This is a genomic window from Mesorhizobium sp. M1252, from assembly GCF_040318265.1.
GTDB lineage: Bacteria > Pseudomonadota > Alphaproteobacteria > Rhizobiales > Rhizobiaceae > Mesorhizobium.
In genome coordinates, this window is record NZ_JAMYLX010000022.1 from 25,467 (window position 1) to 44,391 (window position 18,925).

Genomic DNA, 18,925 nt, shown 5'->3' on the forward strand with positions numbered 1-18,925 from the left:
GTGGCGCATGACCCTTCGGCGAAAACCGTTCCGATTTCAGGGACATGCACTTAACCGGCTCAACGTATCCTCTGACAGGCTTTTGCGACAGTTTCATTTCATCGATCTTGCAAACAGGCCTGTTATGTTCCAGATGCTTTTCGACGAGATCAAGGAGACGACGATGGCAGGCGGTTCCATTCCCCACTTCCAGAACGATGCGGGCCATCCGGCAATCGACATCGGCGTCAAGGAATTCATGTGCACCGGCGCCAACCCGCCCTTCGACCATCCACACGTGTTCCTCGACATGGGCGACGACAATGAAAAGGTCTGCCCCTATTGCTCGACGCTCTACCGCTATTCGGCGAAGCTGAGGGCGACGGAAACGCTGCCGGCCGGTTGCCTTTATATCGACCAGGCCGCCTGATCCTTCCGCGACAAGCCCGATGGAAGACATCAGGTCCCGGCAGGTCATAATCGCCGGGGCCGGCATCGCCGGGCTGACCGCTGCCCTTGCCTTCGCCGGACGGGGTTATCCGGTAAAGCTGATCGAACAGGCACAGCACCTAGAAGCGGCCGGCGCCGGCATCCAGCTTTCGCCCAACGCAACACGCATTCTTGGAAAACTCGGCGTGCTCGACCGACTGCTGCCCGCAGCGTTGCGGCCGGAAGCGGTCGTGCTCAAGGACGCCGGGACGCTGCGCGAACTGGCGCGGGTACCGCTTGGGCAAGCCGCCGAAGCGCGCTGGCAGGCGCCTTATCTCGTCGCTCACCGCGCCGATCTGCAGGCAGCGCTGCTGGCGCAAATGGCCGAACGGCCGGAGATTGAGCTCATCACCGGCGCCCGCGTGACCGGCACCGTCAAAGACGCGCAATATGTCGCCGTGACCGCCGAAGTGGACGGCCGCGAGATCGAGGCACGCGGCAAACTGCTGGTCGGCGCCGACGGCGTCTGGTCGGCAGTCAGGGCGCAACTCGCAGGCGAGGACTTCGTCAAAAGCCGTTTTTCGGGCGAACTCGCCTGGCGAGTCACGATCGCGGCCGACGGTGCGGCCGGAGAAGCCTTTGTCGCGATCGGCGCCGCCGACTGCGTCACCACGTTCCTGCATCCTGGCTTCCACATGGTCGCCTACCCCGTCAGCAAAGGCCGGGCCTTCAATCTCGCCGCCTTCACCAAGGGTGAGCGCATAGCCGAAGGTTGGTCGGGCCATGCCGATCCCGCGATCCTCACGGCTGCCCTGCGCGGCACCGCGCCGGGCCTGACGAAGCTTGTGGCACTGGCCGGCCCATGGACGGCCTTTCCGATCCACACCGTCGAACAGAAGCGGTGGACGAGCCCGCAGGGCATCGCGCTGATCGGCGACGCCGCGCACGCGATGACGCCGTTTGCCGCGCAGGGCGCGGCAATGGCGATCGAGGATGCCATCACGCTTGCCGACGCTATCGCCGATTTCCCTGGCGATCTGCCCAGAAGTTTTCAAATCTGGGAAAATCTTCGGCGGCCGCGTGTCGCCAAGGCCGCGCGTCGTGGGGCCGTAAACCGCCTCGCCTGGCATGCTGCCGGCCCGGTGGCGATCGCCCGCAATCTGTTCCTGGCCATGCGCTCGCCCGACAAGCTCGCCGCCGACCTCGACTGGCTCTATGGATGGCGAGCGGACGCTCGGCAGTCTAGATCGTCGACTTAGCGATCCTTCCCACCCCCTCTGTCCTGCCGGACATCTCCCCCGCAAGGGGGGAGATTGGATGTCGCCGTCGCCTTCGCCAAAATCGCCGGCGTTGCAGCAGGAGCGCCGCGGGCAAACGGCTGCTCTCCCCCCTTGCGGGGGCGATGGCCGGCAGGCCAGAGGGGGGTGCTGTCCCGCTGACTTCAAAAGATCCAACACTGTCGCGGTGCGATGAAGGACTGCTAGTTATAAAACCGCATCGACAAGCCCAGCGAGGCCGGCAGCGGGTTCCACCAGCCGGTGCGCAGGCCGGCGGTGCGCAGGCCGGCGGCTGTCCAGGTGTTACAGCCGACAAGCGCGTTGAAATGGCCGTTCGCCTCGAAGAAGCGGTCGAAGCTGGAATAGGCGGCGTTCTCGATGACGACCGGACCATGCGGCCCTTGCTGGAAACTCGCGTCGATATAGTCGAGCAGCGCTGCAAAACGTTCCTCATCGATGTCGAAACCGGTGACAGCAGGGTGCGGCTCGGCGATGGCCCCGGCGATATCGACATGCATGACCGAGGCGTCCAGTGTCAGCGCCTTGAGGACGGGCACTGCTTTCAGCTGCGACCAGCTCGGCGTCTCCAGATAGAAGGCCCGGCCGCCCCAGCCAAAGACGATGTAGCGCACTTCCGGGGCGTCGACAGGGATGCCGGCAGCGACCAGGAAATGGAAGCGCCGGCGCACTTCGTCATCGACGGGAATGGCGATGTCGGTGTGGATCGGATTCTCCAGCACCAGAATATGGCGCGTGCCCTCACCCGCCGCTGACGCGGGCCACAGCGGACGCGGCACCAGCGTGCCGAGCGTGGCAGCGAGCGCGACCACGATAATCAGCATGGCCACGAAACGCAGGGCTTTTCTCATGCGGCGGCGGCTTTGTGTTTCAATGGAGAAGATCAACCCCGACCCCAGATAGCAAAAGAGCCCGGCCGCATTACGGCCGGGCTCTTTTGGTTCGCATGAAAATGCTCAGTGCAGGATCTGCGACAGAAACAGCTTCGTGCGCTCGTGGCGCGGATGGTCGAAGAACTCGGCCGGCGTGTTCTGTTCGACGATCTGGCCCTGATCCATGAAGATCACCCGGTTGGCGACTTTGCGGGCAAAGCCCATTTCGTGAGTGACGCACAGCATGGTCATGCCTTCCTCGGCCAGGCCCACCATCGTCTCCAGCACTTCCTTGATCATTTCGGGATCGAGCGCCGAGGTCGGCTCATCGAACAGCATGATGCGCGGGTTCATGCACAGCGAACGCGCTATCGCCACGCGCTGCTGCTGGCCGCCCGACAGCTGGCCCGGATATTTGTTGGCCTGTTCGGGGATCTTGACGCGCTTGAGGAAGTGCATGGCGATTTCCTCGGCCTGCTTCTTCGGCGTCTTGCGCACCCAGATCGGTGCCAATGTGCAGTTCTCCAGGATGGTCAGATGCGGAAACAGGTTGAAGTGCTGGAACACCATGCCGACCTCGCGGCGCACCTCGTCGATCTTCTTGAGATCGTTGGTGAGTTCCTTGCCGTCGACGATGATCTTGCCCTTCTGGTGCTCTTCCAGCCGGTTGATGCAGCGGATCATGGTCGACTTGCCCGAGCCCGAAGGACCGCAGATGACGATGCGCTCGCCGCGCATCACCTTGAGGTTGATGTCCTTCAGCACATGGAACTCGCCATACCATTTGTGCATGCCGATGATGTCGATTGCGACATCGGTGGTCGAAATGTGCATCTTCTTGGCATCGACCTTGATCTCTTCGGCGCTGACGGCGTTTTCTATGACCATGGCAGGTTCCCCTTTTTGTTCTGTCTTTTAGCTATGATGCATGTCGTTGTCCCAAAACCGCTAAACACTTTTGGGCGACATGCATCAACGTTTGTGACCGGTGTCGAGCCGGCGTTCCGTGTACATCGAATAGCGCGACATGCCGAAGCAGAACAGCCAGAAGACGAAGGCTGCAAAGATGAGACCGGATCTCGCGGTCTGTGGCGTCGCCCAATTGGCGTCCGAGAAGTTCTGCTTGACGACGCCAAGCAGGTCAAACATCGAGATGATGATGACGAGGCTTGTGTCCTTGAACATACCGATGAAGGTATTGACGATGCCGGGGATGACCAGCTTCAGTGCCTGCGGCAGCACGATCAGCACCATCTTCTGCCAGTAGCCCAGGCCAAGCGAATCCGCACCCTCATACTGGCCCTTGGGGATCGCCTGCAGGCCGCCGCGCACCACTTCGGCCATATAGGCGGCGGCAAACAGCGAGACGCCGATCAGCGCCCTGAGATATTTGTCGAACGAAACCCCGGCGGGCAGAAACAGCGGCAGCATGACGCTGGCAAAGAACAGAACGGTGATCAGCGGGATGCCGCGAACGAACTCGATGAAGACCACGCACAGTGTCTTGACGATCGGCATCTTGGAGCGCCGGCCGAGCGCCAGCACGATGCCCATCGGCAGCGACACGGCAATGCCGACAAAGGACAGGCTCAGCGTCACCAGCAGCCCGCCCCATAGCTGGGTCTCCACATGCGGCAGGCCGAAGATGCCGCCGACCAGGAGCACGAACGCGATGATCGGCAGTGCCAGGAATAGAAGAATGGCGTTCAACCCCTTCCGCGGCACGCGTGGCATCAGCAACGGCACCAGCAGCGCCACGAACAGGACGGCGACCAGGATCGGCCGCCAGCGCTCTTCCAGGGGATAGCGGCCAAGCATCAACTGGCCGAACTTCGCGTTGACGAAGGCCCAGCAGGCGCCTGACCAGCCGTCCGGCTGGATGCCGCCTTGCGCCACCGTGGCGCATACAGTCCGGTCCGGCCCCGTCCACTGGGCGTTGATGAAGGCCCAGTTGACGACGGGCGGCACGATCATCACCACCAGCGCAATAGCCACTACAGTCAGGATGACGTCGCCCACCGAACCGATCAGGTTCTTGCGAACCCAGGCCAAAGGCCCCCGCACGCCGGCCGGGGCTTGTTGAGCGAGTGCCATTTCGGTCCGCACCCAGGAGGTATCATGTTCCTGCATGGTCTTACCTCTCCACCAGCGCCATCCTGGCGTTGACCACATTCATCACCGCCGACGTCACCAGGCTGATGATGAGATAGACGACCATCATGATCAGCACACCCTCGACCGCTTGACCGGTCTGATTCAGCACTGTGCCGGCGATCGCCGTCAGGTCGGGGTAACCGATGGCAATGGCCAGCGACGAGTTCTTTGTCAGGTTGAGATACTGGCTGGTCAGCGGCGGGATGACGATCCGCATGGCTTGGGGAACGACGACAAGCCGCAGGATAGATCCCGGCCGCAGCCCCAAGGCGCCAGCCGCTTCGGTCTGACCCTTGCTGACGCCGAGAATGCCGGCGCGCACGATCTCGGCGATGAAGGAGGCCGTGTAACAGGACAGCGCCAAATAGAGAGACAGGAACTCCGGCCCGATCTGAAAGCCTCCGGTCAGGTTGAAGGTCGATTGTTTTGGAAAGTCGAAGCTCAAGGGAAAGCCGCTCAGCGCATAGGCCAGGAGCGGAAGGCCGACGATCAGCGCCGCCGAAGTCCAGAATACGGGAAACTGCTGGCCGGTTGCCATTTGCCGCTGGCGTGCCGTGCGCGCGACAAAAAAAGCCATGGCGATGCCGACAAGCAAGGCGACAAACATCAGCCAGGAGCCGTCGCCCCAGATAGCGCGCGGAAAATAGAAACCGCGTTGGTTGAGGAAAGAGCCGAACGGCAAATTGAAACTGTCGCGAGGCGCCGGCAGTACCGCGAGCACGCCTGAATACCAGAAGAAGATCACCAGCAGCGGCGGGATGTTGCGGAACACCTCGACATAGACCGTGCAAATCTTGCGAACCAGCCAGTTGCGCGATAACCGGCCGACGCCGACAATGAAGCCAATGATGGTCGCGGTGATAATGCCGGCAACGGCGACGATAATGGTGTTGATAAGCCCGACGACAATGGCCTGGCCATAGGTCGAATCGGAATCATAAGCGATGGGCCTGACTGGAATGTCAAAGCCTGCTCGGTTGTTCAGGAAGCCAAAACCGGAAGTAATATGCAGGCGCTGCAGGTTGACGATGACGTTGTGGACGATCCACCAGACGCCCGCCACCAGCAAGATGACAACCACCGCCTGGAAGAAAAACCCGCGGACTTTCGGATCGTTGATGAAGGAACCGCGGCTCGGCTCCTCGCGAAGAACTTCCTGCGACGCCATTGCTCATCCCCTGGAAAGAGAAACCGGAAGGCAGATGATCTGCCTTCCGGATCACATTTCGATCAGCGGATCGGCGGTGCGTATTGCAGGCCGCCCTTGGTCCACAGCGCATTGATGCCTCGCGCGATCTTCAGCGGGCTGCCGGTGCCGACATTGCGCTCGAACATCTCACCGTAATTGCCGACTGCCTTGACGATGTTGACGACCCAGTCATTGCTCACGCCAAGGTCGGTTCCGATCTTGGTTTCGGCTTCCTGACCGAGCACGCGCTTGATCTCCGGATTATCCGAGGTCTTCATCTCTTCGACATTGGCCTGGGTGATGCCCAGTTCCTCTGCCTGCAACAGGGCGAAGTAGGTCCACTTGACGATGTGGTACCACTGGTCGTCCCCCTGGCGTACGGCGGGGCCGAGCGGCTCTTTGGAGATGATCTCGGGCAGCACAACATGGTCGGCCGGCGCACTCAGCGTCAGGCGGATGCCATAGAGGCCGGATTGGTCGGTGGTGTAGACGTCGCAGCGGCCGGCGTCATAGGCAGCGTTGACCTCTTCCAGCTTTTCGAAGACGACCGGGTTGTACTCCATCTTGTTCGCCTTGAAGTAATCGGCGAGGTTGAGCTCGGTGGTGGTGCCGCTCTGCACGCAGACTGCCGCACCTGAAAGCTGCAGCGCCGAATTGACGCCAGGCAGTTTCTTGGCGTTGATCATGAAACCCTGGCCGTCATAATAGGTGACGCCGATGAAGTTCAGGCCAAGCGCGGTATCGCGATTGATGGTCCATGTGGTGTTGCGCGACAGGAGATCGATCTCGCCCGACTGCAACGCGGTGAAGCGCTCCTTGGCACTGAGCGGCGTGAACTTGACCTTGGAGGCATCGCCGAAGACTGCACCAGCGACAGCGCGGCAGAAATCCGCGTCGATGCCTTTCCAATCGCCTTTGTCGTCAGGCGCCGAGAAGCCGGCCAGGCCCGTCGAGACACCGCACTGGATGAAGCCCTTCGCCTTGACGGTATCGAGCGTTGTCGCCAACGCGGCCGAAGCCATCCATCCAAGCGCAGCGGCACCGAGAATGCCAATTGCAATATGTTTCATAACCCACAGACCCTTTTCTGTTTTCAGGTAAACCCTGATCCTCAGGCAAATCCTGATCTTTTCCCGCGTGAACCCGGCTCCCATCCGGCTCATTCCGGAACCTCGCGTCGTAACCGACGCCCGGCCCCTCCCATTCACGAACTGCATCGAAGGCGATTATCTCTGTGAGGTCAAGGGAAATGACCGTTTCACGACAGCTTTGAAAACCAATTGCCGCAAATGCCTGAATTGCGGACAACACCCTCAGGAAAGCAGCAAGCCCCGCAAACAAAAACGGCAAAGTCCGTCGACGCTAATCCACATCCACTCATGAAATCCGCGGCTCTGGATTGCCACGCGTTCCAGACTATTCATAGGGGAATTGGCCTATGCAAAGGGCACCGCGTGGCGGGCGCCCGCTGTTGCACGACCAATGCCGCCGCTCTATGGCTAGCGCTTTCACCACAAGGCGAAGAGCAATGGCGACTGACGGCAACGAAATGGGTATCAACACGCGGCTTGCCCATTCGGGCAACAATCCGCACGACTATTTCGGCTTCGTCAATCCGCCGATCGTGCATGCCTCGACCGTGCTCTATCCCAATGCGTCGGTGATGGCGGCGCGCAGCCAGAAATACACCTATGGCACACGCGGCACGCCGACCACCGATGCGTTGGCGCATGCGATCGACGCGCTGGAAGGCTCCGCCGGCACAATAATCGTGCCGTCGGGCCTGGCGGCGGTGACCGTCCCGTTGCTGGCGTTTCTCTCGGCAGGCGATCACATCCTGATTGTCGATTCCGTCTACCATCCGACCCGCAATTTCGCCGACACGATGCTGAAGCGGCTGGGTGTCGAGGTCGAGTATTACGATCCGCATGCCGGCGCCGGCATCGCCAGCTTGATCAAGCCGAACACCAAAGTCGTGTTTACGGAATCACCGGCCTCCAACACCTTCGAGGTGCAGGACGTTCCGGCGATCGCCAAGGCGGCGCATGAAACGGGCGCCATCGTCATGATGGACAACACCTGGGCAACGCCGCTCTATTTCCGTCCGCTCGACCACGGCGTCGATATCTCGATCCATGCGGCGACGAAATATCCGGCCGGGCATTCGGACGTGCTGCTGGGCACAGTGTCTGCCAATGCCAACTGCTGGAAGCAGCTTTGCGAGACGTTCTACACGATGGGCTGCTGCGCCGGCCCCGACGACGTCTACCAAGTCCTGCGCGGCCTGCGCACGATGGGCGTTCGGCTGGATCACCATCAAAAGAGCGCGCTTTCGATTGCCGCCTGGCTTGAAGGCCAGCCCGGCGTGGCCCGCGTGCTGCACCCGGCGCTCCCCAGCCACCCCGACCACGCGGTGTGGAAGCGTGATTTTTCCGGCTCGAGCGGCATCTTTTCCATCGTGCTCAAAGGCGGCGGCCAGAGACAGCAGCATGCCTTCCTCGATGCGTTGAAAATCTTCGGTCTCGGCTATTCCTGGGGCGGCTATGAGAGCCTTGCCGTGCCGGTCTTCCTCGGCGACCGTACCGTCGCCAAGGGCCCCTATGACGGCCCGCTGATCCGGCTGCAGATCGGGCTCGAGGATGTCGAGGACCTCAAGGCCGATATCCTGCGCGGGCTGGAAGCGGCCGCTGCGGCATGACACCAGCAAACTTGCCAAGCTGATTCCGCTAGCCGGCTAACCCGTTTAAAGGATTGGCGAGCGACTTTCGTAGGACGATCGACCTCGCAAAGCCGCTCATGGGTCGACCAAGCGCAATGTTATTTCCCCAACGCGCGCTTTTTCGGATCGGTTTGACTTTCAAAATCGTCGGGCCAACGCCATTGCAGGCGCTGCGCGCACAATTCCAGCCGGACTGAGCTTGCCATGGCCTTTCGTCTCTTTGTCCCCATTCTCGCCGGCGCGACGCTGCGCGAGCGCCTCATCGCCTGCATCGGGGCGATGATCGGCATTGCGCTGACCGGCGCGATCGGCGCGCTGGTGCTTGGCAATGGCCCGCATGTGCCGCTGCTGGTGGCGCCGATGGGGGCGTCGGCGGTGCTGCTGTTCGCGGTGCCTGCAAGCCCGCTGGCGCAGCCATGGTCGATCATCGGCGGCAATACAATATCGGCGCTGGTCGGCGTGATCGTGGCCCATTTCGTCCATCAGCCCGTTCTCGCCACGGGCATTGCCGTGGCGATGGCGATCGCCGCCATGTCGTTCTCGCGCTGCCTGCATCCGCCGGGCGGAGCCGCCGCACTGACCGCCGTGCTCGGCGGGCCGGCCGTGATCGGTGCCGGCTTCCTGTTTCCGTTCGTGCCGGTGGCGCTGAACTCCATGATGCTGGTCGCGCTCGGCTATGCTTTCCACAGGCTGTCGCGACGCAGCTACCCGCATGTGCCGGCCCCTGCCCCGAAAAGCACGCACGGAACCAGCGATCCGCCGGCTCAGGAGCGCATCGGCTTCCGGGCCGAGGACATCGATGCCGCGCTGGCTGCGCTCGACGAGACCTTCGACATCGACCGCAACGATCTCGAACAACTGCTGCGACAGGTCGAACTGCAAGCGACGATGCGCGCACACCGAACCATGTTGTGCGAGGACATCATGTCGTGCGACGTGATTTCGGTCGATGAACACGCGTCCGCCGATCGGGCGCGTCATCTGCTGCTCGACCACAATATCCGCACGCTGCCGGTTGTAGACAAGGACGCCAGGCTGGTCGGCACCGTTGGATTGAGGGAATTGGCGCGAGCCGACGAAGCCGTCGGAAGCGTTACGTCGACAGCGTCGACCGCCGCCGCCGGTACGCCCGCCATGGCCCTGCTACCGGTGCTCACCGACGGCCGCACCCATGCAGTCATCATCGTGGACGGGGACAGCCGCATCCTTGGCCTGATCACGCAGACCGATCTGCTTGCGGCAACGGCACGAGCGCAGGCTGCTGACAAGCCGCTGGCGGAAGCAGTATTCTAGGCGCCGTCGGACCCGGGCGAAAATGGCCGGGAACCTTTTGCCGGCGATGTCATCCAATGTCTTGATCGAGGTTTCGAACGGGGATTGGATCGAGGAACTGGCCATGCCTGCTATGTCTCTACCAATGCCCACTGCTGCCTCAAGCGAGATGCTTCTCGTGCGCCGCGCGCTGGCACGCGAAGGCAACGCCTTCCGCATCATCATGAAGACCCATAATCAGCGGCTCTATCGCATCGCTCGCGGGGTGGTGCGCAACGATGCCGAAGCCGAGGACATCGTCCAGGAGGCCTATGTCAGAGCCTTTGCCCATCTCGATGCCTTTCGCGGGGAGTCCTCATTGGCCACCTGGCTGTCGCGCATCGTCATCAACGAGGCGCTCGGCCGTCTGCGCAAAAGGCGGCGGACGGTGGCGAAAAACCCGCAAGCCGAAATCATCCAGTTCCCCCTCAATCCCAGCGACGATCCGGAGCGGACGATGGCGCAGCGGCAGATCCTCGAGTTGGTGGAACGGGCGACCGACAGCCTACCCGATGTTTATCGGACGGTGTTCGTGGCGCGGGTTATCGAGGGGCTCAGTATCGAGGAGACCGCCGAGCTGCTTGGCGTGCGGCCGGAAACCGTCAAGACAAGGCTACACCGCGCCCGCGCCCTGGTACGCAAGGCACTCGACGACCAGATCGGGCCGGTGCTGCTCGACGCCTTCCCGTTTGCCGGCCGGCGCTGCGACAGGCTGACCAGCGCCGTCATGCAGCGGCTCGGCCTGGAGAGCTGATCATCGGCTGATTTGGCCGATTTCCCCGGGAACGTTTGCCGCCGCTGCGCATCCAATGACCGTCAACTCAAAAACATGGCCCGGCGCGATCCCGCGTCCGGGCGAAGGAGATGCCATGCTTACCCGACACACCGCCGCCCTCGCTGCCTTGCTGCTGCTTGGCGCTGCCCCGCTCGCGCAAGCCGCCGACAAGCCGACGGACCCGCAGATCGCCCACATCGCCTACACGGCAGGCGTCATCGATGTGGAAGCCGCCAAGCAGGCGATCAAGAAATCGAAGACCAAGGAGGTCGTGGATTTCGCCAACGACATGGTGCGCGACCACGAAGCGGTCAACGCGCAGGCACTGGAACTGGTAAAGAAGCTGAAGGTGACGCCGGAAGACAACGCAACCAGCCAGGCGCTGACCAAGGCTGCGGCCGAGGAGCGGGCGAAGCTCGCCAAACTCGACGGCGCAGCCTTTGACAAAGCCTATGTCGACAACGAGATCGCCTACCACAAACAGGTCGACGGCGCGCTTGAAACCCTTTTGATCCCATCGGCCAGCAATGCCGAGTTGAAGAGCCTGCTGGAGACCGGCCTGAAGATTTTCCAGGGCCATGAACAGCACGCCGAGCATGTTGCAGGTATGCTGAAGTAAGGACCAGGCCATGTCGAAACGGCAGCTGTGGATTGCACTGGCGCTGGTCTTCGGGACCTCACCCGTGCAGGCCGAAACCATCCAGGTCACCATCGACAAACTTGTCTTTTCGCCGGCCACCGTCGACGCGAAGGTCGGCGACACGATCAAGTGGGTGAACAAGGACGTGTTCGCACATACGGCTACCGTCAAGGGTGGCTGGGAAGTGATGATCCCGCCGAAGACAACAGCGAGCCTGACCCTGCGGAAGGCGGAAGCGGTCGAATATTTCTGCCGCTTCCACCCCAACATGAAAGGTCATGTGGCCGTGACGGCGCCTTGATCCAGGTCCGCAAGCCCGTCCTGCTGCGTTGAGGCTCACCTGGCTTCATCCGGCCGGGTGATGTGCGTCCACGAGCCGTCACAGCCCGGCTGGCGCCGTGCGATCCAGGCATCCAGCCCTTCGCGCAGATCAGCGGTCGGAGCCATGCGGGCGAACTGCTCGGCCTCGACAGCCAAGCCTTCCGCGATGCTCTGGTTCAGGCCCCGCGCCACTGCTGTGAGGATCGAGGCAATTGCTGCAGGAGAATGCCTGGTCATGCGCCGGGCGAGATCAATTGCGGCGGGCATCAGCTCCTCATGCGGCACCACCTGATTGACGAGGCCGAGTTCGAGGGCGCGCGGCGGCGGGAACCAATCGCCGGTCAACAGCAGCTCGAGCGCCCTCTTGCGCCCTGCCAGTCTCGGAAGCCGCTGCGTGCCGCCGAAAGCAGGCGGCATTGCAAGGTTGATCTCAGGCTTGGCGAACAAGGCGCGGTCGCTGGCGATAGCGAGCGGCACGGCTTCGGTGATCTCGCAGCCGCCGCCGAAGGCGATGCCGTTGACGGCGGCGATGACGGGCTTGCGGAATGCCTCCAGCCTTGCCGTCAGCCGCTGTCCGCGCATGACGAAGTCGCGCAGGGCAACGTCGACGCCGATGGCCACGCTGCCTGAGAATTCATGGATGTCGCCGCCGGCGGAGAAGGCGCGCTCTCCTGCTCCAGTGAGGATGACGGCGCGGATGGCATCGTCGGTCTCGGCGGCATCGAGGAGCGCAAGCAGGCGATCAATCAGCGCATAGTTCAAGGCGTTGAGCTTCTCCGGCCGATTAAGTGTGAGGATGGCGATCCCGTTGCGGGCCCCGGTGAGCACAAGCTCGGTCATGTCTTTTCCTTCCCTGTGTTTGTCGACGGAGAGGATCAGGCTTTCGGTTGTATGTATATTCACTAGTCGGTATACTTGCGTATGAGCGAAGCACCAAGCCCTACCCGCAAACGCATTGTCGATGCCGCAACGAAGCTGTTCTATGCCGAGGGGATCGGCCGCGTCAGCGTCGATGCAGTGGCGGAAAAAGCCGGGCTGACCAAGCGCACGCTCTACTATCATTTCAAGAGCAAGGACGATTTGATCGCGGCCTATCTCGACGGTCGCGACCAGCCGAACCTCAAGCAGATGGCCGGCTGGTTCGAGATGGCCGAAGGCGATGTCGAGCGCAAGGTCGAGGCGATTTTCACCAATCTGGCGCGCGTGGCGAAGCACCCGAAATGGAGAGGCTGCGGCTTTCTGCGCACGGCAGCCGAACTCGCTTCCATGCCCGGACACCCGGCCGTTAAAGCGGGGGCGCGGCATAAGCAGAATTTCGAGACCTGGCTGGCCGGCGAACTCACAGGCCACGGCGTCGACGAGCCGCAGACCCTGGCGCGCGAAATCGTGCTTTTGATGGACGGAGCGTTCTCGATCATGCTGATCCACCGCAACCCCGACTATGTCGAGGCGGCCGGACATGCCGCTGCAACGCTGGTTCGAGCAAGGTCAGGATCGGCGACTATCCGCTAGAGCGTTCACCGTTTAATGGAGACGGCGAAACACGCTATCTCTTTGACGCAATTCCGGACGGAGAACCACTTCACACTTTTCGTGGAGTTGCTCTAGAATCCAGCCGCCAGCCATGCCGTGCCGACGGCAAGGGTGAGCAGCGTCAGTGGCAGGCCGACCTTGAAGAAGGCTGAGAAGGACAGCTGCGTGCCGGCCGCCCGCGCCTGTTCGGCGACGATCAGGTTGGCGACCGAGCCAAGCAAGGTGAAGTTGCCGGCCAGCGTCGAGCTCATCGCCACCACCAGCCAGGCACGCCCGGGGTTCTCAAGGCCGGGTATGAATGGCCGCAGCGCCAGCACGGCCGGAACATTGCTCATGATGTTGGAGAGCACCGCGGTGAAGCCCGATAGACGCCAGACGTCGTCGAGCCCGAGGTTCTTGCCCGAGGCGATGATGTCGGGCGTCAGCAGCGTCTTTTCGGCGCCGGCGACAACGATGAACAGGCCGGCGAACATGAACAGCAGCGGGCCGTCGATCTCGCGGTAGATGCGTGCCGGCTTGATGGCGCGGGTGAGCAGCAGGATGGCGCCGCCGATGAGCGCTGCCTTGGCAACCGGAACGCCGGCGAAGAAGGCGATGGCCAGGCCGATGCAGACAACCACCGCCTTCAGCACCTGTCCCGGCAGCATGCGGCCGCGATAGACTTCCGGGTTGAGATCGGCGGTGCGGGCGAATTCGGCGCGGTAGACGATGCGCACGATGACGACGACCGCGACGAGGCCGAAGAGGGCAACCGGCGCCAGGGCGGCCGAAAAAGCTGGGTAGGAAATTCCCGACAGCGCGCCGATGACCATGTTCTGCGGGTTGCCGGTGATGGTGGCGACGCTGCCGCAGTTGGACGCGGTGGCGGTGGCGATCAGATAGGGAATGGGATTGCGGTTGATGACACGGGTGACGTGGACGACGATCGGCGCCATGACCAGGCAGATGGCGTCGTTGACCAGGAACGCCGACAGCACGCCGGTCAACAGCGTCACCATCACCAGCAGCACGAAAGGCGCGTGCGCATGCTCGATAGCGTAGGCGCCAAGCGCCCGGAAGGCGCCGGACACCTTCAGATGCGCCACCACGATCATCATGCCGAGCAGCAGCGTAATGGTGTCGAAATTGATGGCGCGATAGGCATCTTCCATACTGAGTGCGCCGATGGCGATCATCGCCGCACCCCCCAGCAAGGCGATCCCTGCCCGGTCGAGACGGAGGCCTGGAATACGCCCGATTGCGACGCCGGCATAAGTCAGGACAAGGATCAAAAGTGCCGCTGCGCCCATCAATGTCATTGGCAGACATCCTTGTCCAAACGAACCGACGCAGGAACGGACTGTTCCCGCTCAGGCATTTGCCGGGCAGCTTTAACGCCGCTCCAGCAAAGCGAAAGCCTATAACGATCCGAATGCGAAAATCGGTGGGCAAAATCGCGGGTTGACCGATGCCGGGAGCAACCGGAGCTTGATCTTGAGACGGCCGAGATTGGGAATGAGACACGCGCGGCGGACTGCCGGTGGCCTGAGATTGCCATCCGCGAACTTCCCCTCGGAAGGCTCTCGTGGCGTATGTAATTAAATTCTAATTTAGGCTTTCCGGGTATGGATAGCTTAGCCATGTTTCGGCCTTGGGGTTTCAGATGGTCCAGGCTCTTGAGAGGGAATGCCGTGTCTCGGAAAACGAGGCTTTGCTGGCCCGCCCGATGGAATGTCCACAATGCCACGGAACCCGCAAGGTGTTTGTCTGTGCCCGGTGGGCGAGCTCGAACGGCCATTGCTGCCCCGGAGGAACACACCGGCTCAGTTGCCCCGGTCACAGCGTCGCGTGCATGGAGTGCGAAGAGAACCTTGAGCGTGTCTGAAGCGATCGCGACTATTTCCTGTTGGGAAAACGCAAAAAGCCCGCTCCGGCGAACCGGAGCGGGCTTTGCAACCATACGCCAAGAGTACCCTGCTGAGACCAGTACCCTGCCGAGAGCCGACCCGCTTTGCGTTTCCGCCACCGCAATAAATTGGTAGCGGCACTTCCAGAAAAAGCGATTGTTGGCTAACCGCCGTCGGATTACTCGCCCGACTGGCCGTCGCCAGTCACACTGCTGCCCAGAATTCCAAAGTCCTGAGACTTTGTTCCTTGTCCCGCAGTCAGGAATCCATCCGCATCCAGGCCGCGCCGCAGCAGTTCCCGCACTGCCGCGGACCGGCTTGGCATGCGCTTTTCGAAGCGCCAGTTTTCCAAGGCAGCCAATTCCTCGGCTGTCAGCATGATCTGCAGTCGCTCGGGTCGTTCCAGCTCGGCCATTCGCGCCTCCAACCGTCAAGACCAAAAATATGGTGAGTTAGTATGTGTCTCATTGCAGTATAGCTAGGGGTCCGCGTGCAACGCGTCAAGAGAGGCTGATGGGTGACTCACATACAAGACCAACGATGAGGAAGACACGCCGATAGCACAACCCGCGCAGTCTGCTAACTAGTTGATTTACTTGGGAATATTTTATATTCTTCTTGCCATCTGAAGGTCGTTGGCGCATCTTGATCACGACGCGACAACCGGCTCCTGAAAGGAAGGTTTCCATGCGCTACGGATATTCGGCTCGGCTACGGGAGGATCTCAATTCACGGGTCCTGGGCGCGCTGCGCTCGCGCGGAATGGTCAATATTGCGGTGGTTGCCGAGGACATACGATTGCGTAACCTGGACGAGAACGTCGCCCTTGAAGATGTCGAGCGGCTTGTGATGCAGACGGCCCAACTCTACGGCGCGGTGATGGAGTTGGACGGACTGACCTCCGTCGAGGCGGGGAGATTGACTTCGCTTGCCGACGATAAGCACGAACTGCCTGGCATCGGCAATTCCGACACCACAGGCGGCCAAACCGCTCCCCTGCTGGGATTGTCCTAAGGCGCGACCCGCTCTTTCAATCGACAAAATCCGCGAGAGAGATTTGGACCGAGCGCAGCGGCGCTTTGAGCGTCCAGACGACGCCTTGTTCCCCAAATTCCAGTTGTCCGGTGCCGCTAAGCGCTTGTGGCGCAACCCGCTGGAGGACGACGGAGCCAAAACCGCGGCGCGTCGTCCCACTCAGGTTCGGCCCACCCAATTCACGCCAGATCAAGCTAAGGGTATCGGTGCCGTCGGTTGCCGGCGCCGTACCCCATTCGATTTCGACTCGTCCGCCGTGACCTGACAGTGCTCCATGCTTTGGCGAATTGGTGGCCAGTTCGTGGAAAGCGATGCCGAGATACTGCACGGCATTCGGGCGAAGTGTGATCACAGGCCCAGCCAGCGACAAACGGTCCTGCGCCGCGAAAGCTTTGAGTTGCGCCTTGATCAGGTCGCCGATGCTGGCGCCGCGCCATTCGGCGTCGACCAAGAGATCGTGCGATTGCGAAAGCGCCGAGATGCGCTCTCGCACCCTGCTCGAGGAATGTCGTCGGATTGCCCGCCGATTTGCTCGTCTCGCGGATCATTGGAATGATGGCCGGATGCGGGCTTCGTCGGCTTGCGTTTGCGTGCGCAGATCAAGCAGCTGTTGATGGCGCCGACAATTTCGCCCGATCCGTCGCGGAGCAGGCGTGGGTGGGCTTTAAACGGAATAAGTTCGCCGTCCGGCCGCTCTGCCTGCAATGGCCTGGTCCCACGTGATATCGTGTCCTTCAACCATGGAAACGGCCATCGGGCACTCAGCATGCGCCATCGGCCGACCATCGAGGTGACGGAGTTTCCACGAGCCGCACCACAGGTCTCGGCCAAGACCGGACGATGCCCCCAAATGTCGGCAGCGGCCTCGTTGTAGAACGTGATGCGGCCGTTTTTGTCGGAACCTCGTCAGCCCGGGGCGGTTCGCCCAGCCTGACCCAGCAACAAGTCGCCTGGAAACCGTGTCGCCGATGGCAAACGACAACCATTACGGCAAACAGACCTGATCGGCATCCAGCTTCAAAGGCCGCGGAACGTGGTTTCGCGGCCTTTACGCTGCGCCGATGGCTTCGCATCGACAGGAACCAATCGAGGGCCAGAGCGTTTGCCGCTGCGTACTATTCTCAGACGTAGCCAGACGGAGTGAGGGACATGGCTTCATCGGTACTTATCGGCATTCTGATCACTTTCCTGGTGATCATCCTGGTGCTCTATCTCGTCCAGCGTCTGCCGCTCGATGGCCGCACGAGGCAGATCGCGCAGATCGTTGTCATCATTATCGGCATTATTTCGCTGTTGAAATACCTGGCCGTATTTTAGGATAAGGGTCGCCATGACATCCCAAACAATCGCATGGATCATCGGAACGGCGTTGTTTGCCGCAACAAGCACGGCCTACGCCCGACCCGACACGCGTTCGATGACCTGCGAGGCGACGCAGCGCCTCATCCAGAGCCATCACTCGGCGGTGTTGACGACCGGCCGGAATACTTATGATCGCTATGTCCGCCAATACGGCAACGAGTGCGACTGGCCGGAGGTGCCGGTCGCTGCCTCCGTTCCGACACGTGATGGCCAGTGCCGTGTCTATTGGTGCCGGGAACCGGTATTCGATTTCCCGAACTGACATATCCAGCAGCCTTGCGGCGGTCGTCGCCATGGCGCTGCCGGGTCCAGACAATGCATTGCGCGAGGCGACATGGAACCGTTGCGCCGCGCGTGAATTGATTGTGCGCATGGCGCTGCAAGATGTAGCGGTGTGATGCCCAACCAGATGGAGGAGCGGTCATGCCCAATGATACAAGGCGGAGCGGCAGCTGCCTGTGCGGCGGCATCCAGTTTTCGGTGACGGGAGATCCCTTTCGGATTGGCCTTTGCCATTGCAAGGACTGCCGCAAGGCTAGCGGGTCGGCTTTTTCGGCGTTTGCAGTGTGGCCGCTCGAGGCGTTCGAAACGACGGGTATCGTCAATAGCTACGGCGACAGAAGTTTTTGTCCCACCTGCGGCGGCCGGGTCCCTTTGGTTCGTGAGAATGAGGTGGAAGTGACGATTGGCAGCCTCGATGAGGTGCCCACCGAAGGGCTGGAGCCCAGCTATGAACTCTGGGTCAATCGCCGTGAGCACTGGTTGCAACCCTTGCCTGCCGCCCGGCAATTCGAGCACGACCGGGTCGATGACGAGCCGACAAACCGGACAGCCGAACCGATTTCTGACGGTGTCGAGACGCCGTCTAGCTTGCCGCAACGCAAGTCGGCCTAGCGCGAGCGGCGCAGAAAGCAGGCAGGCAGGAAATTCATTCTCGAAACCGCCCGATGCCGACAGGACCGGGTCCGACAACATTTCACCCGGTAGAAGCCAAACGCAAAAAGCCCGCCTTGGCGTCAAGCCAAGGCGGGCGGTAGATCATCCGGCCTGCGCTGCCGTGGAACGATGGGTTGGCCAAAGCCCTGGGCTGAGACCCGGTGCCGTTTGTAACCGGCGATTGACTACGGAGCGGCCCCGGTCAGCTGGAATTCGTCTTGTGGTTGCAACGATGCTACGTTTTGTTTCGAAACGAGAGCCTAAGGCCACGCAATATCGTTACGTCAACTATGCTGTCCAAGTATCTCGTGGTGTGAACTGAAGGAATCTTCCTGTCTTGTACAAAAGAACGCTTTGTTTATTTTCTTTCCGTCAAATAGTGTAGCGAATCTTGAAGCCGGATGGGGCGGCTTTCATGCAGCCAGCGCCTTCGCAGGATCGCGGTCCGCACTTGCAATATCCACTTCACGGCAATCTTCATGCAAGCAT

At 61.5% G+C, this 18,925-nt stretch carries 21 protein-coding genes; 12 read left to right on the forward strand and 9 right to left on the reverse strand.

Features of this window, described 5'->3' with window-relative positions; all coding sequences use genetic code 11:
• Positions 1-163: 163 nt before the first annotated feature.
• Positions 164-409 (forward strand): zinc-finger domain-containing protein, encoded by a 246-nt coding sequence (locus NKH22_RS28450; protein ID WP_023705697.1) that lies wholly within the window; start codon positions 164-166, stop codon positions 407-409.
• A gap of 19 nt (positions 410-428) precedes the next feature.
• Positions 429-1,667 carry an FAD-dependent monooxygenase gene (locus NKH22_RS28455; RefSeq protein WP_352807208.1) on the forward strand — a complete coding sequence of 413 codons (1,239 nt, stop codon included), beginning with the start codon at positions 429-431 and terminating at the stop codon, positions 1,665-1,667.
• Positions 1,668-1,888: 221 nt separating this feature from the next.
• Here NKH22_RS28455 and NKH22_RS28460 read toward each other — a convergent pair whose 3' ends face one another.
• From NKH22_RS28460 to NKH22_RS28480, 5 genes are all read right to left on the reverse strand, one after another.
• Positions 1,889-2,554: a TIGR02117 family protein gene (locus tag NKH22_RS28460; RefSeq protein WP_023727880.1), complete on the reverse strand. Its 666-nt coding sequence runs from the start codon at positions 2,552-2,554 to the stop codon at positions 1,889-1,891.
• Between the two features lie 105 nt (positions 2,555-2,659).
• Positions 2,660-3,463, reverse strand: coding sequence for an amino acid ABC transporter ATP-binding protein (locus tag NKH22_RS28465; protein ID WP_023671483.1), 804 nt, complete (start codon positions 3,461-3,463; stop codon positions 2,660-2,662).
• Between the two features lie 84 nt (positions 3,464-3,547).
• On the reverse strand, positions 3,548-4,705 hold the full coding sequence (locus NKH22_RS28470) for an amino acid ABC transporter permease (RefSeq protein ID WP_023700666.1): 1,158 nt from the start codon (positions 4,703-4,705) through the stop codon (positions 3,548-3,550).
• A gap of 4 nt (positions 4,706-4,709) precedes the next feature.
• Positions 4,710-5,897 carry an amino acid ABC transporter permease gene (locus NKH22_RS28475; protein WP_023671481.1) on the reverse strand — a complete coding sequence of 396 codons (1,188 nt, stop codon included), beginning with the start codon at positions 5,895-5,897 and terminating at the stop codon, positions 4,710-4,712.
• 62 nt (positions 5,898-5,959) lie between these two features.
• Positions 5,960-6,988 (reverse strand): amino acid ABC transporter substrate-binding protein, encoded by a 1,029-nt coding sequence (locus tag NKH22_RS28480; RefSeq protein ID WP_352911945.1) that lies wholly within the window; start codon positions 6,986-6,988, stop codon positions 5,960-5,962.
• 458 nt (positions 6,989-7,446) lie between these two features.
• Between NKH22_RS28480 and NKH22_RS28485 the strand changes: the two genes are divergently transcribed.
• From NKH22_RS28485 to NKH22_RS28505, 5 genes are all read left to right on the forward strand, one after another.
• A complete protein-coding gene (locus tag NKH22_RS28485) occupies positions 7,447-8,616 on the forward strand; it encodes a cystathionine beta-lyase (RefSeq protein WP_023694677.1) in 1,170 nt (389 codons plus the stop codon).
• Positions 8,617-8,841: 225 nt separating this feature from the next.
• Positions 8,842-9,930, forward strand: coding sequence for an HPP family protein (locus tag NKH22_RS28490; protein WP_023808295.1), 1,089 nt, complete (start codon positions 8,842-8,844; stop codon positions 9,928-9,930).
• 103 nt (positions 9,931-10,033) lie between these two features.
• Positions 10,034-10,702 carry an RNA polymerase sigma factor gene (locus tag NKH22_RS28495; protein ID WP_023705692.1) on the forward strand — a complete coding sequence of 223 codons (669 nt, stop codon included), beginning with the start codon at positions 10,034-10,036 and terminating at the stop codon, positions 10,700-10,702.
• 115 nt (positions 10,703-10,817) lie between these two features.
• Positions 10,818-11,342 carry a DUF4142 domain-containing protein gene (locus tag NKH22_RS28500; RefSeq protein WP_023821205.1) on the forward strand — a complete coding sequence of 175 codons (525 nt, stop codon included), beginning with the start codon at positions 10,818-10,820 and terminating at the stop codon, positions 11,340-11,342.
• A 10-nt stretch (positions 11,343-11,352) separates the two neighbouring features.
• The gene (locus NKH22_RS28505; RefSeq protein WP_023689894.1) at positions 11,353-11,664 is read left to right on the forward strand and encodes a cupredoxin domain-containing protein; all 312 of its coding nucleotides are present in this window, start codon (positions 11,353-11,355) and stop codon (positions 11,662-11,664) included.
• Between the two features lie 35 nt (positions 11,665-11,699).
• On the opposite strand, the gene NKH22_RS28510 is transcribed toward NKH22_RS28505, so the two are convergent.
• Positions 11,700-12,524: a crotonase/enoyl-CoA hydratase family protein gene (locus NKH22_RS28510; RefSeq protein WP_023694673.1), complete on the reverse strand. Its 825-nt coding sequence runs from the start codon at positions 12,522-12,524 to the stop codon at positions 11,700-11,702.
• A gap of 81 nt (positions 12,525-12,605) precedes the next feature.
• Between NKH22_RS28510 and NKH22_RS28515 the strand changes: the two genes are divergently transcribed.
• Complete coding sequence (locus NKH22_RS28515) at positions 12,606-13,196, forward strand: TetR/AcrR family transcriptional regulator (RefSeq protein ID WP_023694672.1); 591 nt, start codon at positions 12,606-12,608, stop codon at positions 13,194-13,196.
• Between the two features lie 92 nt (positions 13,197-13,288).
• Here NKH22_RS28515 and NKH22_RS28520 read toward each other — a convergent pair whose 3' ends face one another.
• Together NKH22_RS28520 and NKH22_RS28525 are read right to left on the reverse strand one after the other, a co-directional pair.
• Complete coding sequence (locus tag NKH22_RS28520) at positions 13,289-14,515, reverse strand: anion transporter (protein ID WP_031209159.1); 1,227 nt, start codon at positions 14,513-14,515, stop codon at positions 13,289-13,291.
• Between the two features lie 766 nt (positions 14,516-15,281).
• Positions 15,282-15,518: a hypothetical protein gene (locus NKH22_RS28525; protein ID WP_023671471.1), complete on the reverse strand. Its 237-nt coding sequence runs from the start codon at positions 15,516-15,518 to the stop codon at positions 15,282-15,284.
• A 272-nt stretch (positions 15,519-15,790) separates the two neighbouring features.
• Here NKH22_RS28525 and NKH22_RS28530 point away from each other — a divergent pair, with 272 nt between their 5' ends.
• Positions 15,791-16,117, forward strand: a complete 327-nt coding sequence (locus NKH22_RS28530) for a hypothetical protein (RefSeq protein ID WP_023712723.1) — start codon at positions 15,791-15,793, stop codon at positions 16,115-16,117.
• Between the two features lie 16 nt (positions 16,118-16,133).
• On the opposite strand, the gene NKH22_RS28535 is transcribed toward NKH22_RS28530, so the two are convergent.
• On the reverse strand, positions 16,134-16,589 hold the full coding sequence (locus NKH22_RS28535; RefSeq protein WP_245260556.1) for a sensor histidine kinase: 456 nt from the start codon (positions 16,587-16,589) through the stop codon (positions 16,134-16,136).
• Between the two features lie 698 nt (positions 16,590-17,287).
• On the opposite strand from NKH22_RS28535, the gene NKH22_RS28540 reads away from it, so the two are divergent.
• From NKH22_RS28540 to NKH22_RS28550, 3 genes are all read left to right on the forward strand, one after another.
• Positions 17,288-17,455 (forward strand): Thivi_2564 family membrane protein, encoded by a 168-nt coding sequence (locus NKH22_RS28540; RefSeq protein ID WP_023694668.1) that lies wholly within the window; start codon positions 17,288-17,290, stop codon positions 17,453-17,455.
• A 13-nt stretch (positions 17,456-17,468) separates the two neighbouring features.
• Positions 17,469-17,762 (forward strand): hypothetical protein, encoded by a 294-nt coding sequence (locus NKH22_RS28545; RefSeq protein ID WP_023694667.1) that lies wholly within the window; start codon positions 17,469-17,471, stop codon positions 17,760-17,762.
• A gap of 161 nt (positions 17,763-17,923) precedes the next feature.
• The gene (locus NKH22_RS28550) at positions 17,924-18,394 is read left to right on the forward strand and encodes a GFA family protein (RefSeq protein WP_023715175.1); all 471 of its coding nucleotides are present in this window, start codon (positions 17,924-17,926) and stop codon (positions 18,392-18,394) included.
• The last annotated feature ends 531 nt before the right edge of the window (positions 18,395-18,925 follow it).